Annotated in this window: 18 protein-coding genes; 1 reads left to right on the top strand and 17 read right to left on the bottom strand. The window is 39.7% G+C overall.

The features are described from left to right. Positions 1-5: 5 nt before the first annotated feature. From FHY60_RS05400 to FHY60_RS05330, 16 genes are all read right to left on the bottom strand, one after another. On the bottom strand, positions 6-1,685 hold the full coding sequence (locus FHY60_RS05400; protein ID WP_139904013.1) for a hypothetical protein: 1,680 nt from the start codon (positions 1,683-1,685) through the stop codon (positions 6-8). 14 nt (positions 1,686-1,699) lie between these two features. Next, positions 1,700-2,869, bottom strand: coding sequence for a hypothetical protein (locus FHY60_RS05395; RefSeq protein WP_139904012.1), 1,170 nt, complete (start codon positions 2,867-2,869; stop codon positions 1,700-1,702). Positions 2,870-2,880: 11 nt separating this feature from the next. Then, complete coding sequence (locus tag FHY60_RS05390) at positions 2,881-4,785, bottom strand: phage tail spike protein (RefSeq protein WP_139904011.1); 1,905 nt, start codon at positions 4,783-4,785, stop codon at positions 2,881-2,883. Continuing rightward, the gene (locus tag FHY60_RS05385; RefSeq protein WP_139904010.1) at positions 4,785-5,492 is read right to left on the bottom strand and encodes a distal tail protein Dit; all 708 of its coding nucleotides are present in this window, start codon (positions 5,490-5,492) and stop codon (positions 4,785-4,787) included. Before FHY60_RS05385 ends, FHY60_RS05390 begins: the two co-directional genes overlap by 1 nt. Beyond that, positions 5,492-8,059, bottom strand: a complete 2,568-nt coding sequence (locus tag FHY60_RS05380; RefSeq protein ID WP_243122268.1) for a phage tail tape measure protein — start codon at positions 8,057-8,059, stop codon at positions 5,492-5,494. The genes FHY60_RS05385 and FHY60_RS05380 overlap by 1 nt, the downstream gene beginning before the upstream one ends. 15 nt (positions 8,060-8,074) lie before the next feature. Continuing rightward, positions 8,075-8,197, bottom strand: coding sequence for a hypothetical protein (locus FHY60_RS18455; RefSeq protein ID WP_279230453.1), 123 nt, complete (start codon positions 8,195-8,197; stop codon positions 8,075-8,077). Positions 8,198-8,265: 68 nt separating this feature from the next. After that, positions 8,266-8,589 (bottom strand): tail assembly chaperone, encoded by a 324-nt coding sequence (locus FHY60_RS05375; RefSeq protein ID WP_139904008.1) that lies wholly within the window; start codon positions 8,587-8,589, stop codon positions 8,266-8,268. A gap of 17 nt (positions 8,590-8,606) precedes the next feature. Further along, complete coding sequence (locus FHY60_RS05370) at positions 8,607-9,179, bottom strand: major tail protein (RefSeq protein ID WP_139904007.1); 573 nt, start codon at positions 9,177-9,179, stop codon at positions 8,607-8,609. Next, on the bottom strand, positions 9,180-9,515 hold the full coding sequence (locus FHY60_RS05365) for a hypothetical protein (RefSeq protein ID WP_139904006.1): 336 nt from the start codon (positions 9,513-9,515) through the stop codon (positions 9,180-9,182). Then, entirely contained in the window at positions 9,508-9,906 is a 399-nt protein-coding gene (locus tag FHY60_RS05360; RefSeq protein WP_139904005.1) for an HK97-gp10 family putative phage morphogenesis protein, read from the bottom strand. The genes FHY60_RS05365 and FHY60_RS05360 overlap by 8 nt, the downstream gene beginning before the upstream one ends. After that, on the bottom strand, positions 9,899-10,225 hold the full coding sequence (locus FHY60_RS05355) for a phage head closure protein (protein ID WP_139904004.1): 327 nt from the start codon (positions 10,223-10,225) through the stop codon (positions 9,899-9,901). Before FHY60_RS05355 ends, FHY60_RS05360 begins: the two co-directional genes overlap by 8 nt. Continuing rightward, positions 10,225-10,512, bottom strand: a complete 288-nt coding sequence (locus FHY60_RS05350; protein WP_243122234.1) for a head-tail connector protein — start codon at positions 10,510-10,512, stop codon at positions 10,225-10,227. Before FHY60_RS05350 ends, FHY60_RS05355 begins: the two co-directional genes overlap by 1 nt. Positions 10,513-10,517: 5 nt before the next feature. Then, positions 10,518-10,745 carry a head fiber protein gene (locus FHY60_RS05345; RefSeq protein ID WP_341472548.1) on the bottom strand — a complete coding sequence of 76 codons (228 nt, stop codon included), beginning with the start codon at positions 10,743-10,745 and terminating at the stop codon, positions 10,518-10,520. A 10-nt stretch (positions 10,746-10,755) separates the two neighbouring features. Further along, on the bottom strand, positions 10,756-11,946 hold the full coding sequence (locus tag FHY60_RS05340; protein ID WP_139904002.1) for a phage major capsid protein: 1,191 nt from the start codon (positions 11,944-11,946) through the stop codon (positions 10,756-10,758). 13 nt (positions 11,947-11,959) lie between these two features. Then, positions 11,960-12,646 (bottom strand): head maturation protease, ClpP-related, encoded by a 687-nt coding sequence (locus FHY60_RS05335; protein WP_139904001.1) that lies wholly within the window; start codon positions 12,644-12,646, stop codon positions 11,960-11,962. Between the two features lie 2 nt (positions 12,647-12,648). Beyond that, entirely contained in the window at positions 12,649-13,878 is a 1,230-nt protein-coding gene (locus FHY60_RS05330) for a phage portal protein (protein WP_479723577.1), read from the bottom strand. A 122-nt stretch (positions 13,879-14,000) separates the two neighbouring features. Between FHY60_RS05330 and FHY60_RS05325 the strand changes: the two genes are divergently transcribed. Then, positions 14,001-14,942 carry a DUF4868 domain-containing protein gene (locus FHY60_RS05325; RefSeq protein ID WP_139904000.1) on the top strand — a complete coding sequence of 314 codons (942 nt, stop codon included), beginning with the start codon at positions 14,001-14,003 and terminating at the stop codon, positions 14,940-14,942. Here the strand turns inward: FHY60_RS05325 and FHY60_RS05320 are convergent. After that, complete coding sequence (locus FHY60_RS05320; protein ID WP_243122233.1) at positions 14,920-15,468, bottom strand: hypothetical protein; 549 nt, start codon at positions 15,466-15,468, stop codon at positions 14,920-14,922. The genes FHY60_RS05325 and FHY60_RS05320 overlap by 23 nt on opposite strands. Positions 15,469-15,525 lie beyond the last annotated feature (57 nt).

Genomic DNA, 15,525 nt, shown 5'->3' with positions numbered 1-15,525 from the left:
CATCCTTAAAAATAATCCTCGCCATAATCAACGAGGTCAATTTCAAACATATATTGAATTTTCATGGTATTTGCCTCTGTTTTTTCAACCGGCTGAGTGAGTTTTGTATGAGCACCTATAGGTCTGCTAAGAAGCATCCATTGAATTAATTGATAATTTCGATTGTTCCCATAATACCTGCTAATCCATCTATCCGTTCCTAAAATATTGTGATAGGAATAGTAGCTGGCATTATTAAGGCCAAAATATGCTTTATAAGGTTCAAGAAGATTGCCTGAAGGTGTTATCACTTGGTAGAAACCTGCACCACCTTGCACAGATGTATAGTAGAGATAAATCTTATTTGCACTGCGATACATTTGTGAAATTCTGCATCGCCTTTCTATATTGCCACTATCCATCCCTTTTAGGCCAAACCAAGTGGAGTTGCCGATTTTCGGCTTGATGTTCATATCCCCTATTTTGTTGCCAGCAGCATCAACGCGGATCCATCTGCTGGTATAAACTTGCTCGTTAAACTGCTGATCAAGTCGATTTGTATAACCTACAATATCAATGCAGCCATCAAGATAGACACCGCTAGCCAAAACCTGCGAATACGAAAAAGGAATGTTGTAATCTACATCTTTAAACTTTTGGCTCATATTCACATCCACAAAACTAAGCTGCACGCCAACTTTACTCCATTTATAAATGCGCATATAAGTATCTGATGAAATGGAATAAAGATAATAACCTATAAAAATGAAGTTCCCATCTGGTTGAGTATAAGGAAAAACATTTGTAAGACCGTCATATTTTCTGACAGCGTGATTACTGTCCTGAATAAGCGGGTTTCCTTCTGAGTTTAGCAGCTTAACTGCCTGATCTATCAGAGCAATGTCATTTGCATTAAGATCAAAAGGGATCATCAACCAATGCCCTTTTAAATTTTCAGGAAACTGTAAATAGGGGGTTTGTGTCACACTAGTACTTTTTCCATCCAGTAGACCCCACCCTTTTGTCGGACTTGTGAACTTAATGTCAACAGCGTATCCAAAGAAATAGTAAATGGCCCAATACCGCTTAGGATTTAATGTACTATCGATATAATAGTTGTTATCTCCGCTTTCTCTTCCAAAAATAGAAGCACCCATGTAAGCATAGTCTTTATTAGCAGGATCCGCCTCTGCCCAGTAAATGCTTTCAATCCGACCATTAGCAGCATGTGTAGGAAAATCAAAAACAAAATTGACCTTGAGCTTACTGTCCGTCACAACAAAGCTTGACTCAGCCAGGTTAATCGTTCCACGTTGAGGGTCATTGCCTGAATATGCGCTGTTCCTATGGGCATAGCCAATGACATTCCCCATAACCCTTTGTTCACTGGGATGTTCTGGCTTATCATGATCCGTAAGATACAAGTAATTGAACCAGTTATAATTGTAAGATTGTCTTGTATTTCCAACGGCCATAATGCCGCTTAAGAACTGATTTAAAAACGTATCCTTGAAATACAAATCTGGAATTAAATTTTCTGTATAGGCTTCGGTAGTTTTTTGACCGGTTTTGGCATCAAATAGCTCTAGTCTCACTTTTCCTTTTATGCCGTTTTTTCTTTTTATTTTGGTTTCAGAATATATTTCACCATTTAAAAGATCTTTATTGTATGAAACACTTTCATAGACCACGTTGTTTTTCTTCACAAGCGGGACACCTCCTATCTGTAAAAAATCTTTATTTTTCTAAGTTTGCATACATCCTCAAGGGTCGGTTTCTCAAGGAGATAGGCAAACCGAATTTTTCTTGTGTCTTGAAGCCTTGCATTTAGCTCATCATAGTCAATTCCTGTGAGCGCAGAAGCAGCAATTCCATTTGACTTAAAAGCCGCTAAGTCATTTATATTAATAGTTTCAAAGGATGATGTCGCTGCATTAAATGTTAAAAAACTACTTCCCATATCGACGCTAAGAGAAATATAAATTCTGCCATTTGTAGAAATCTCATTGCCATTTGCATCTCGCTTGGAAGTAGTCTTTTCAATTTCAAATCTATCAATCAGTTTTCCTTCATGGATTTCAAAATCAAAGTTTTGAAGCAAAACAAGAGGCCTGCTCGTAACAACCTCTGTCAGCTTTAGCTGATATGCATTTTTATTTGCCAGGATATTGGGATTATCAGTGTAATGAAACAGTAGTGGTGCATCATCGATAAGTCCTTCTAATGAATTAGGCAGCATCTCAATGCCATAAGTCTTAAATATATTTTCTGTCAAAGGAAGCTCTCCGATTTTGTACCACTGCATCACCCCTGCGCTATTCCCATAGGTTTTAACCCCTTCCGTATCCACCATTAAAAATTTGCTTTCAGCCGGGATATATGAGCCTTCTTGAATGGTGTAGTTTTTTCCGGTTGGATCTAATGGCGAAAAAATATACGATTTCCCCTCAGAAAGGCTGAGCGTTACTGTCCCTACATTTGGATTTGCAAAGTTGTTGGTTCCATTGTTAGGAAACTTCTCAAGAACCAGTCTTATCACTCCAGTTTCAAAAACCGAAAGTTCCCAAACAAGGTTGTTTGCACCCCAATTACTGTAATAATAATTTCCTTCAAATCGTATTCTAAAGAGCTTTATACCATGTTCAACTTCGTTTGCATAAAGAAGTCTATTATAACTGGCATCCCGGTTATTGATGTTAAGATGCTGTGAACCGCTGCCAAAACCTACCCATGAGTTGCCGCTGCTGTATAGCTGCCGAATGACTGAGCCATTATAATAGAAGTTAAATCCCATATCCGGAAGGGACACAGTTGAATCGTCGTTTGTTCCGCCTAGCTGTGTCATGCCACTGCTCCCCTTAGGAAGACTTATTTCAGCTATGATTGGCATATCATCACCCCTTAAATTTCATCAATCGTTGCTCTAATAGCTACTAGATCCTTGTATAGTGCTTTACTTGGAAGCGTCAAAGAATACAATGCCCCTGAACCTAAATTTTCAACAAATCCACCTGTACTTTCCAGGATGGGTTCCTTGATCGCCGCCCTACTGTAATAGTCATAACTGCCATCTGGTTTCTTATCAAAGTCGCTATTCCAATTTATAAAGAGATGGTCATATAAATAGTTCGACTGTGTTCTTTCGCTGAATGTCTCAATAATGCCCATATTTTCAAGTGTCAAGCTACCAATGCCGCTTGTCTGAATCCCTTTTAGAAACTGCTCTGAGAACTCTGAGTATGTCTGTCTTTCATAACCATCCATATCTATGTGACATATCTGCTCAAATAGCTGACTTGTCATTACGCCAAAAGCATCTATTTTTAGCCTGAATAGATTGAACAAGAATGTATAAACCACTTCGGCCCTTGGAATACTGGCACTTAATCCGCCTTCCAGATCTCTTCCCTCAATACTAATTTGCAGATTGTTTTTTTCTATAGTAAATTTTCCTGCAGTAACTTTCATCTCAACCATAAAGGTATGATTGCCAGCAGTAACCTGAGGCATTGGCAGCGGCAAGCCGATGACATTGTTTCCAGCGGCCAGCTTCTGAACCGGCTTAAAGTCGTAGTATTTTCCATCCAGCGAAAACAGAAGTTCAATGGAACAATCCTCGCTGGCCTTTCCAGTCATGCTGATATTGCAGTTTAGGTTGGTATCCGCTTTAGCAGAAATACCGACAATCATCGCTGGATAATTGGATGTCGCAATGTTAATAACATCGCTGTTTTTCTTGATGATGACGCTGCTGAGTGTTCCTACTATAGCACTATTTATTTCTTCTAAAAGTTTACTGGTATCCAATTTCTCAATAATGGTATTTAGCGGGTCACCTAATTCAATCTTTGTATTTATTGGATTGATCAAATCAATTTTCTTTTTTATAACTCTTAGATTTGTACAGGTTCCAAGCTTTTCGTGTTTAACAGTAACAATATCTCCTACTTCAACAACGGTTAATTCTAAAAACCCCTTATATTCTTCCGTCTTACTGAGCTCAAGGAAGTCTATCGTGATAAAGAGTTTTGGTTGCGCACTTGTCTTTGCATAATCCATTGCTTTGGCTCTTAAGCTTTCCACGTCCTTGCAGTCTTTAAATTCAACCTTCTTTGTTATAGGAAAAGCAAGGATATCGCCAGAAGTTCCTTCTACTTCAATATAACGTTCAGGCAGCAACAGACCGCTTGCACCAACAGGATAAATCCTGGTTGCTATTTCGCTGGTATCCTCAATGACTTTCATACCTTTAATGTTTTTGCCGTACTTGATAAGAACGCCGCGCTCAGCCCCAACTTTTTCAAGAATGTGCGCTTTGTAATTATCCCTTTTAATCTCGCCGCCATAGACGCCTATCAAGCGAAACATGGCATCCGCAACATTGATTTCCTTTGCTGCAAACGGTGCGATATTTTCTTCAGGTGCTGTAAAATCATACACTGCCTGCAATTCCGGAGGTATTGTGCCCTGCAGTGCTTCTTTCGTATTGGCATTTAGGATTCTTACAGACTCGATAAAATAATAAGCAAGATCATAGAATATATGTCTTGCCCACACTTTAAGCTTGCTCACCTTCTCCTGAATGCTTTCAACTTTATAGATTCTAAATAGCTGTCCATTGGCTTTGATAATATTGAATTCTTCTAGATATTGTGCTTTTCGTGAAACCACAGGGTATTCAAGTTCCAAGCTGTAATCCCCGTTAAGTTCTTCTGTAATTTCCGCAGCGATGCATTCATCCAGCACTGCAAGCCCATTGTGATCAAAATTGCCCTTTTTAGTCTTCTTGTCATACACGGTTATCATTAGAGCCACCGCCAATTCGGTAAAACTTCGATTTTCTGAACATTTCCTGTCCAGCTGATTTTATTGAGCCCTATTTCTAGGTGTGGAAATTCACCTTTCATTTTGAAATTGAGACTTAGTCCTTCCTCGTCATAAGCATCCTGAAGAACAGAGTTTAGAATAATTTTATCTGAAATCTCTTTTAGTAAGATTACCTCAGAACCAACTGTCAGCTCCATATCTCCACTTCCATAAACACTGATCACTGGCTCGCTCTTTATGGTTCCAGGGTTAGTGATAAAGCTGCCACTTTCTGTAATCGTTAGCAGATTGTTTTGCACGGCATATTTGAAAGGTCTGCAATTAAAGACAATTGGAAATCTTGAAGTATATCTGTATACCTGCCCAAATTCTATGGCATTAACTACCTGAGCCCGGTAACGCTTATCTGGCTGAAAACTGAAAATCAAATCACCCTCATTTGCGCCAAACAACCATGCTTTGATAGCATCAATCTTTCCTTGCAGAGAGCCCATGCTTTTAACCACGCATTCTACCAAAATGGTAATGTCGTCAAAGGCTTCTTCATCGTATCTAAGCTTTGAATGCCTTCCTGGAATATCTATATAACTGACCCTTCGTGCAGAAGAAGGGATGCTTGGACGCTTACTGATTAGAATGCCATAGTCCTCGTAACTGTCTTTTCCATCAAATATGAATTTAAGCACTATACACCACCCCTTCCCATAGCGACTCTCTGTCTATAAAATTCCAGCTCGTAAGCTAATTGCTCAATATCTTTATCCGTCTGATTAATGAAGTTCTCAATGTGAAGTGTTAGCCCAGCACTATTCCCTACACCCTTTGCTTTCTCCAGAGCCTTTGCCAAAATACCATCCAGCCTATCAATAGGAAGTACTGCCTCTGTGCCTGCTTCGCCTACACCAATGACACTTGGGCTATTGAATATGCCGCCCTTGGCATACCAATTAACACTAAGATGAGGTACGCTCGGTGGATCCAGACTGAACTTTCCTTGAATCGAAAAGTGTGGCAGTCTAATAGTTGGAATTTTGATTTCAGGCAGTCTCAGATTGGCGAAAAATCCATAAATCGCATCCGCTGCACTTTTTACAGTGTTCTTAGCTGCTTGTACAGGCATTTCTATAGCCAATTTGATGCCGTTCCACACATTGGCTGTGACCGCCTTTATCCCGTTCCAAATGCCCGATACAAGATTTTCTAAGAATTTCAGTTCGAGCGAAATGATATTCTTAATGAGTCCTAAAGCACTTGCGATAATGTTTTTCATACCCATCCATAAATCACTTGTTAGATTTTTAATGCCTTCCCATACACCTTGCCAATCTCCTTTGATAAGACTGGTTACAACCTTGATGACATCCTTAATGATGTTAAGAGTTGTCTTTATGACTCCCGTAATCAAACCAAACGCTGAAGATACTATGGTTACAATGTCATCTCCATATTTACGCCAAATTTCTATGGCAAAAGCAATAAAAGCTGAGAATAACACCTTTAATGCTTCAATAACTGCACCTATTACTGCTTTCACTTCATGCCACGTTTCGTTTACAACATTTCTAAAATCTTCATTTTGCGTATACAGTCCAACAAAGACAGCAGTAAGCCCCGCAATTGCAGCAATCACAATACCAACGGGTCCCGTCAAGGCTGTAAAAGCAGCCCCAAGGGCACCACTTGCACCGCCTGCTGCACCGATGGCTGTTGATATAGACCCAAATGTAGAAAATAGCGTTCCTCCTATTGATATAAGCTGCCCAACGCCTGTTAAAATAGGGCCAAGAGCAGCTGCCAAGAGCGCAAATTTTAAAACCAGATCCTGCTGTGCAGGGGATAGTGCATTGAATTTATCAATCAGTGAATTTATCATTCCAATTAATACTTCAATTGTTGGCATCACGTTGTTTACAGCTTCAAACAGCTTTTTTCCTAAAGGCTCTAACGCAAGGGCCAGTTTATTCTTAAGGATAACAAATTGTTCTGCGGCATCGGCTGTATCTTCATAAACTTTTCCGATAGCCTCCGGACTCATTTTTAGACTATTGATGAGTTCATCTAGGTTCAAACGACCTTCTCGTATTGCTGCAGCCATATCCGGTCCAGCTTTTGCACCGAACATCTCAAGGGCCAGTGCATTGGCTTCACCCGCTGTCCCCGCTTCTTTTATTCTTGTAATCATTTCTTGCAGTGCTTTATTGGGTTCAGCTATGCCTTCTTTTGCCATCTTACCGAGGGCAATGCGAAGAGAACCCACGACCAGTTCGGTATTAACACCTTCTTTTTCAAACTTGCCAAGCATTGCAGCAGAGGTTTGCCAGTCAAAACCCATTTGACGTAGTGGACCGCCAAATTGTGTCATTAATTCTTGAAGCCTGCTCACACCAATGCCTGTACTTTGACTTACCTTAAAAGTATAGTCAAGAGCACCGGCATACTCATTTGCAGAAAGGCCTGCATCTCCAAACATCCTCGTTGCAGCAGGGATGAGCGTATTAATATCTTCACCAGTAACTTTTGCAAGCTTAATCATCTGTGTGGACAAGGCTTGAAGAGATTCTCCAGAGAGGCCTGTTCTTGTATTAAGATCTGCAATGACTTTGCTGGCATCCCCTATATTCGTATCCACTGCACTATAGACCGCCTTGAAATCTGCTTCAAGCCCCTTCAAAGCTTCTCCGGTTGCACCAGTTCCAATTCTTATCGCATCACTGGCTTCATCAAAATCGCTTGCCAATTTAAAAAGTCCAGCGCCAGCCGCCATAATCGGTGCAGTAACCGTAGTCGAGAGATTCTTTCCAACGCTTGAAAAGCCATCCCCTATACCTTTCATTTTTCCGCCAATGCCTTCAAAACTTTTCCCAAGCTTCGTAAAACCATTGCTTTGAACCTCAAGCTGTTTGTTGATATCAGATAGCTCGCTTTCCATTTTATTCATCTCAGCAATTGCATAGTTTAGCTTGATTTTCAGGTTCTCAGTGGCTTTAGCGTCCTCTCCTTTTTTCTCTACGCTCTCCTGATAGCTTTTTGTAAGAGCTTCAACCTTGGATTTTTGCAGCTCCATCTGTTTACTTAAGCTATCTGCCTTTAGCTTTAACCCCTCTGTAGACTTCCCAAAATCACCAAGCTTTGAACTTGCAGCTGCAAAGTCGCTCTGAACTACCTTTAAACTACGCTGTATCTTTTGAATCCCTTCTTGAAAGCCTCTATCGTCAAGACCAACCCTTGCCACTACAGCAGTACCGCTGGACATACTCCCCACCTCCTCCTAAAACAAAATGTTGTCTATTGTCTCAAAAGCCTCTTCTTCAATGCCATTTACCTTCTTGTAGATTCTAAAGAGCCCCTGCAGTTTTTTCGGAGTACTGTTCCAAAACTCTTCCTTAGTCATTTTGAGAAGATTTGTCGCCAAATAGAAAAGCCACTCCCAGTCCCATGATACTTGACCGGTGTGGCTTTCTATTCCCCCACTTTACCTTCTGCCTCAGGCATGGAAGTCTCAAGGGCTTTGTTAATGCCTGTGCCTAATGCTTCTAAGTCCTTAAGTTCAAGTTTCTCCCCAATGCCTTTTAGTGTGACGGTATCATCTTCGGTTTTAACCGCTGCATAGATCAGCGCTCGGATCGCTTTCACCTTCATATTTTGAAGATCTTCAAATGCCTTGTTGAGATCACCATACACTTCTTCAAGCTCGCAGAACGTATTCATGTTGAATTTAAGCTCATACTCTTCATCGCCTATTTTAAATTTAATCCCTTTGTTTTTGAGTTCAGATGCTTTCAAAATCTATCCTCTCCCTTCTATGGGGTTTCAACTGGCTCATCTGGGACTGCTGTAAACCACCCTGAAATAATGGTAGGATCAATTCCTGCCGCATCTTCATCAGCAATAAATCGATAATTGCCATCAAAATCTCTCGCAAAGAAAGTCCCTTTTAGCTTTGCACTTTTAGGCTGAGGCTTTTCTCCTTCTGTGTCATATTCATCTGTAGCAAGCTCGAATTTTCCTTTGAGCAGCCACACATAGCGGTATTTGCCGTTGTTCTTCTTGGACTTAAACCCAAGGGCTATAGTAGGCACGATATCGTCTTTGCTTTCAATCAGAACCCCTTTTACAACCTTAGAGCCTTGGAGCTTTGCTCTGCTTTCAAGAGAAAGCTGATTGATTTCAATTTCAACATCTACGCCTTCAAATGCTGTAATGATATCTTCCACCGTATCATCTGAATAAATGTTTTCCGTATTGGATTTTGGAGTCAGCTTTGCACTTATTGCTCTTTCAAGCTTTGAAGGAGCAGCGTAGGTGGCGCCAGTAGCGTCGTCTTTCGTAAGCAAAGCAATATGAATATCCTTAAGACCAATTTGTCTAGCCATTTACTTAACCTCCTGTTCTTCTAAATAAAAAAATCTCATACCCTTATGGTAAAGACCCGTATCCGTTTCATAAAAATCCGCTTCATCGATTCGTTTAAATCCTGCTTCTAATAGCCTTACTTTGATGTTTTTTACTAGCATGCCATAGTCCTCTTTGGACCAAACATCTACTTGAATATAGTGGCCAGTGAAGGCTTCTTTATCTTCTTCATACTCCTCTCCACTTGCTAGATACTCATGGAAAGTAATATAGGTGTTTGCCTTGCCTGTGTATTTTTGAAAACCAACTGGCACTCCCAGCGGTTTCAACGTATCTATTACCAGTTTATTAATCAAGCTCCCTAAGCCCCCTTTCAAGCTCTTCTTTTATGATTTGATTGATTCCCCTCTGATTTTCTTTTACAGACTTTGATGCCCAGTGCTGTGCAGGTATTTTGGATGTTCCCCACTCTGTAAACTTTGAATAGTAAAACTCAGAAACGTCCCCTTTATCCGGGCCAATCTTTACAAAATCTATCCCGTTGCTTCTCTCAATATCTGAAACTTTAATATTATCCGCCATATGCTTCTTATTTTCTTTAGATCTTGGCGCTTTCTTCTCCATGGTTTCTTTCACAAGCTTTCCTGCTTTATCAAGGGCATTTTTCTTGATTTCATCACCCTTGGCCCCCAGTTTATTCACTTTATCAATCAATTCCTGCATGCCTTCTATTTCAATCTTAACCATCGTCATCCACCTCCAGTGCTTTGATTTCCATGTACTTATTTTCATACTTGATATTGTCAATGAAAGTAATGTTATAGAGCTTTCCATTAAACTCTATCTTCATATTTTCATCAATGCTCTTTATAGCTCTGACGATGAATTTGACTGTTTTTTCCTTTTGTATGGCTGCCGCTTCAAAGTACTCCTTGCCATGCAGATTTGCAACCTTTGCCCACAGCGTTTTATAAGTCTCATAGGCTTCCACCTCAAATCCATTCTCGCTCACTTCAACCACTGGCTTTCTGACGCTGATGCGGTGTCTAAACTCGCCTATTTTCATTACCAGTCCACCTTTCTGTATGAAAAAAGAAGGGCTTTCAAAACTGAATTGATTTCTTCCATATTCAGTTCGTTTCTTTCTTCATAAAACTTGGATACAGTAAAGAAAACAGCATATTTTATGGCTTCTGGAATACTGACCTCAAATTCGCTTAAAGGAAAGCGGAGGATGCCTTCCACAAGTTCCTCCGCTGCAGCTATAAAACTTTCAATGAGTGCATCTTCATCAGAATGCTCCACCCTAAGCCATAATTTAGTTTCCTCAAGGGTGACGATCAATGGGCCCACCCCCTTTATTCACTGGCCATAAGGCCTGCTGCTTTAAGCTTTGCAATTAAAGTATTTAAGTCTGCTACTGCGTCTGCCACGGTGGTTGCTGTGCTTGCTTCTTGAAAAGCAGCAGGTTTTAGCTGATGCTCATTAAAAAGGAGCTTTCCGCCTTCTGCGATTACAAGCTCACCCTGGATAATGATTCTATCCCCGCCTTGCTCCCTATGGTTTTTTGTATTATAACTCATCATCTATCACCGCCTATTTCTGTTTTAGCACTTTGATGGCTTCTGGAAGGATTAGCTTTCCATCCACACGCTGAGTTGCCTTGAAACCTACCTGACCGGTTGCTGCATAGAGCTCGTTAAGTCTTTGGAATGACCGCCCTTGTCTATCCGCTACCCAGTAATACCCAAAGTCACCAAAAGCGATGGTCTTAGCTCCTGCTTCTACTGTTGGTACAAAACTCGAAGTTTTAACTGGCCTATTGAGAATAGTATCCGGCTGTCCTGCCTGTACAGAAGGCTGCCATAAATACTGTCCATTACCGTCTTTTAATTTTCTGATCAGCTTAACTGTTGCGTCGTTCATTATAAAGGTTGCATTCTTTCTATATGGAGATTTTAGTGAATAAAAGAGATCCATAATCTCGTCAAAGGTAATGGCAGTAGCACTGGCAGCGGTAGCACCAAGCTCGGCTCCGCCAGTGCCATTGAAAATACCTGTCGGTTTTCCTACTCCATCTCCAATAAAGAAGGCCTCTTCTTCCTTGGCACCAATCCTTCTTGCAAACTCCCTTGCGATATAGCTTTCAAGATTGAAAACACTATCGTTTAGGAGTTCTTCTGATACCTTAATCATCGTAGCCAATTTATAGGCTCCGATGGATACTTGACCGAAAGCATCATCTGATTCAGGAATAAGTCCTTCTTCATCTACCCATGAGGCAGTTCCCTTTGATGCAACAACAGGAATTTTTCTATCCCCTGATGATGTGGTAATTACTTTTGCCAGAGTTCTAAAGATGTTCTCTTCTTCAAGGGCCTGTACAAGTGTCCTTTCGAATTCATCCGGCACCAAGTAGCCACCTTCTGAATCTGTTCCCAATTGAAGTGCATTTTGCACATCAAAGCTGTGTTTGTTTCTCATAGCTCTCCAAAAGGCATCCTTATATTCATCACTGGCCCTGCCTGTTTTGGATTTATCTGCACCATGTGGTCTTGTGGTAAGTGGAGAGTTTACAGCCTTGGAAAGCTCTAAATCAATAGCTGCTTGTCTTTCCAAACGGTCAATTTCCCTGCCAAGATTAACCACTTCATCCTCCATTTTTTCATAAACTGCTGCGTCTTCCGGAGAAATCAGGCCATCTTTTCCTCTTTTGGAATCAAGAAAGGCTTTTGCGTCCTCCCATACCTTTGCTCTTTTTTCACGAAGTTCTAAAATTCTATTCATTGTGTTTGCCTCCTTATTTTAAGAGATCAAGTCTCTTGTAAAATTGTGAAATGTCCAGCACCTGTTTTGTTTCCTTTTTTGGAAGTTTGTCTATAAGCGAGTTAATGACTGCAATGTTGCTGAAAGATACGCCCTCGCTGCTTAACATATCTGACCTGGAGCCCGAGAATAAAATCCCGTCCGCAAAGCCAAGCTCTACTGCCTTTTTAGCATTGAACCAAGTTTCTGCATCCATAAGATGTGAAAGTTTTGCTCTTGATAGGCCTGTTTTTAGCTCGTAGGCATTGATAATGCTCTCTTTCACTTCGCTAAGCATGGCTATTGCTTTTTCCATTTCTTCTGTATCGCCAAAAGCCATGGTCATTGGATTATGAATCATCATAAGTCCCGTTGGCGAAATCAGTACTTCTTCACCTGCCATTGCAATCACCGAAGCTGCACTGGCCGCAATGCCATCAATTTTTACTGTGACTTTCCCTTTATAGTCCATGAGCATGTTGTAGATTTGACTTGCTGCAAAAACGTCACCCCCTGGACTGTTGATCCAAATGATAACATCCCCATCCTCGCTTAAAAGCTCTGTCTTAAACTGCTTTGGGGTCACCTCGTCGCCAAACCAAGTTTCCTCGGCAATGGCTCCATCTAAATAAAGGGTCCTGCCTTCATCAGAGCTGGCCCAGTTCCAAAATTTTCTCTTCAAAGTTATGCCTCCTCTCCATTTGTTTTCTTAGCAAATGCCCCAGCATCTTCTAGCTTTGTCATATTGCCATTGATTAGATATAGATCTCCTCCCAGTTCCTCAGGGATACGATTTAAATCTTCCAGTTCCCTTATATCATTGGCTGAAAGCCAGCCATTTTGACGGCCTACTGCATAGCCGTTCATACGTGACTGATAATCTCCCCTTAAGAGCCCATCCACATTGAACTTTATAAAGTACTCCTGTTTTTCTGCTGGTGTAAGAAGTGACTTTTGTAGGGCCTTCTCCCAGCGAACCACCCAAGGGTCAAGGGTGTATTTCACAAACTCCAGCGACTGCTGCTCTATATTAGAAAAGCTCGACTTCTCAAGATCCCCAATCATATGGGGCGGTATCCTGAAAATTCGTGCTATCTCATTTAGTTGAAACTTTCTAGTGGCTATAAATTGCGCCTGTTCTGGAGGAATGCCAATAGGTGTAAACTTCATCCCTTCTTCAAGGACTGCTACCCTGTGGGCATTGGAACTTCCTTGATACACTGCATTCCAGCTATCCCTTATTCTTTTGGGGTCCTTCACTATTCCCGGGTGTTCAAGCACTCCCCCAGGATTGGCACCATTTGAGAAAAACTTAGCACCATATTCCTCAGTGGCAATGGCCATACCAATTGCGTTTTTAGCCATAGCTATTGGTGACTGGCCCTTTACTCCGTCAAAGCCTAGACCCGGAATATGAAGCACATCCTCTTTTCTTAAAACGACTTTTCCTTTATCGCTCTGATATTCATAGAAAAGCTCTCCTGCCGCTGTCCTATCCACTTCCATTCTGTCTGGAAGAAGGGGATATAGTGCTGCCACTCTGCCTCTACCATCTCTGATAATCTGAGCATAGGCATTTCCCCATAATAAAAGATGACCCATCAGTGTTTCTCTAAACACAAAGGAAGTCATCTCAGGGTTTGGCTCATCATGAAGAAGTCTGTATAAAGGGCTTGAAAATGCCTTCTCTTTGCCTGAATTAGTGTGCCTATATACATGAAGCGGCAAACTTGCTATCGTTTCTGAAAGAATTCTCACACAGGCATACACGGCAGTTGTTTGCATAGCTGTCTTTTCATTTACTGTTTTTCCACTTGTAGTTGATCCAAAGAAAAAACTGTAGGTTGTGTTCCAAAAGCCGTTTTTGGGATCTGCTTTAGAATTAAATAACTTTGATATAAAGGGTATTTTCAAATTTTATCACCTCCCAAAAATGAGCATGAAAAAAGCACCTCAACTTGAGATACTTAATACAAATCAACAGATAAATAATAATGTGGTATAATTATAAAAAATGGTATTATGGAGGTTTTTGAATGTCATACGAAAAAATAAAAGAAGGTTTAGAAAAAATAAATTCAATTACTTCTTGGTCATTGGCACTAATAAACTACAATCATAAATCCAGACCCGGTGAGTATACATGCTATTCACTAAAATTCCAAACTGATGAGCTGCTTAAAAAAACTATATCAGAGATGTGTACAAGCTTCATTTCAATAGTCAATAAAAATGGTAATAATATACAATATTATACTGGAACTAACCCTAAAGATATTGTAGATAAAATTCTTATCTCCGATACGCTAATTAGTCATCAATGGAATAATCTAATTGCAAGTCTTAATGTCTGTGATGACTCCGTTGATCTTAAAGATATTAAATCACAAGCTTATATATTTGCAGGTACTTATACCATTGAAGGAGAATATCATAATATTTATATACTTTCTCGTAAAAACCCAATTTACACCTATAAAAAAGGAAAAGGGAAAATCTTCGAGTCTAGACATAATATAATTCAAGAGATAACTGAACCCCTTGTACAATTTGGAAAAACTTTTGATGCCTTAATTTATGATAAAACAATGTATTCTATAAATAATAATTTTGAAAGCATTTTCAATATGGAATATTCGCATAAAATTGTATGCAAATCATCTCTTGAAGTTATAGAAAATGCATCAATTATTGACGATTTTGAGGCTTATAAAACTTTTGCCTTATCGGGACAACACCCAAGAAAATTTATAACATTTGACAAAAGAATCATTGAGAATATCAAAGAGGAATCAAACCTTAACATACTAACTCAAGAACTAAAAATACCTTATGATATCACTCGAGGAAAATTTAACTTGAGCGATGAAAAACATGCTGAGGTTTTCACTAAAGCCATATGTGGAAAAACAAAATATAATATGTTTACAGGTGGTGTATGTGAAGTCCCAAATTCTATTCCTCTAAATATTTCATGAGATAGAAAGGTTTGTTTAATGGTGCAATTTCAATAGTATTACCTTTTTGTGAACACAGGTTATTCTTACTAATAACCATAGCTTGTATTGGTTTACTATTTGGTTCTGGTACCCATAGCAGTTCACAATCATAGAACTTGTATTTTTTAAGTTCAAATATTAGGTTTGCATACACATTATTATTTCTATGACATAGAAAAGCCAAAACAATGAAATAAATTAAAAATTGCACAACCCCATCCCATCTCGTAAAATCAAAAGCAAATAGTGGCAAAACATACGACAACAAAAATTCAGAGGTTATGCCTTTTTCTTGTTTCGCATCAATAATTTTATATGCCTTGTATTCAGATTGCTGTATACTTCCCAACGATATAAATATAACGGATATAGAAAAAATGTTCATCAAAAAAATCGCTATAATTCCAATAATTTCTGTATATAGGTTATTGGAATTATTTATTATGCTCAAAATATTAATAAAAAGCACCGTTATCCAGAGTGGAATAAACGATGTTATAAACATCGCGATTTTAAATATATTCCCCAAATCATTACACCTCCTGTTATATCATTTTATCAT

This window comes from Clostridium thermarum (assembly GCF_006351925.1).
In the GTDB taxonomy this organism is placed as follows: Bacteria; Bacillota; Clostridia; order Clostridiales; family Clostridiaceae; genus Clostridium_AU; species Clostridium_AU thermarum.
This window is presented reverse-complemented; position numbering and strand designations above follow the sequence as displayed.

What these genes read in the sequence shown, in the direction of transcription:
- FHY60_RS05395 (WP_139904012.1), bottom strand. Translation starts at nt 2,869, where the DNA reads ATGCCAATCATAGCTGAAATAAGTCTTCCTAAGGGGAGCAGTGGCATG.
- FHY60_RS05390 (WP_139904011.1), bottom strand. Translation starts at nt 4,785, where the DNA reads ATGATAACCGTGTATGACAAGAAGACTAAAAAGGGCAATTTTGATCAC.
- FHY60_RS05380 (WP_243122268.1), bottom strand. Translation starts at nt 8,059, where the DNA reads ATGTCCAGCGGTACTGCTGTAGTGGCAAGGGTTGGTCTTGACGATAGA.
- FHY60_RS18455 (WP_279230453.1), bottom strand. Translation starts at nt 8,197, where the DNA reads ATGACTAAGGAAGAGTTTTGGAACAGTACTCCGAAAAAACTGCAGGGG.
- FHY60_RS05370 (WP_139904007.1), bottom strand. Translation starts at nt 9,179, where the DNA reads ATGGCTAGACAAATTGGTCTTAAGGATATTCATATTGCTTTGCTTACG.
- FHY60_RS05360 (WP_139904005.1), bottom strand. Translation starts at nt 9,906, where the DNA reads ATGGTTAAGATTGAAATAGAAGGCATGCAGGAATTGATTGATAAAGTG.
- FHY60_RS05355 (WP_139904004.1), bottom strand. Translation starts at nt 10,225, where the DNA reads ATGAAAATAGGCGAGTTTAGACACCGCATCAGCGTCAGAAAGCCAGTG.
- FHY60_RS05345 (WP_341472548.1), bottom strand. Translation starts at nt 10,745, where the DNA reads ATGATGAGTTATAATACAAAAAACCATAGGGAGCAAGGCGGGGATAGA.
- FHY60_RS05340 (WP_139904002.1), bottom strand. Translation starts at nt 11,946, where the DNA reads ATGAATAGAATTTTAGAACTTCGTGAAAAAAGAGCAAAGGTATGGGAG.
- FHY60_RS05325 (WP_139904000.1), top strand. Translation starts at nt 14,001, where the DNA reads ATGTCATACGAAAAAATAAAAGAAGGTTTAGAAAAAATAAATTCAATT.
- FHY60_RS05320 (WP_243122233.1), bottom strand. Translation starts at nt 15,468, where the DNA reads ATGTTTATAACATCGTTTATTCCACTCTGGATAACGGTGCTTTTTATT.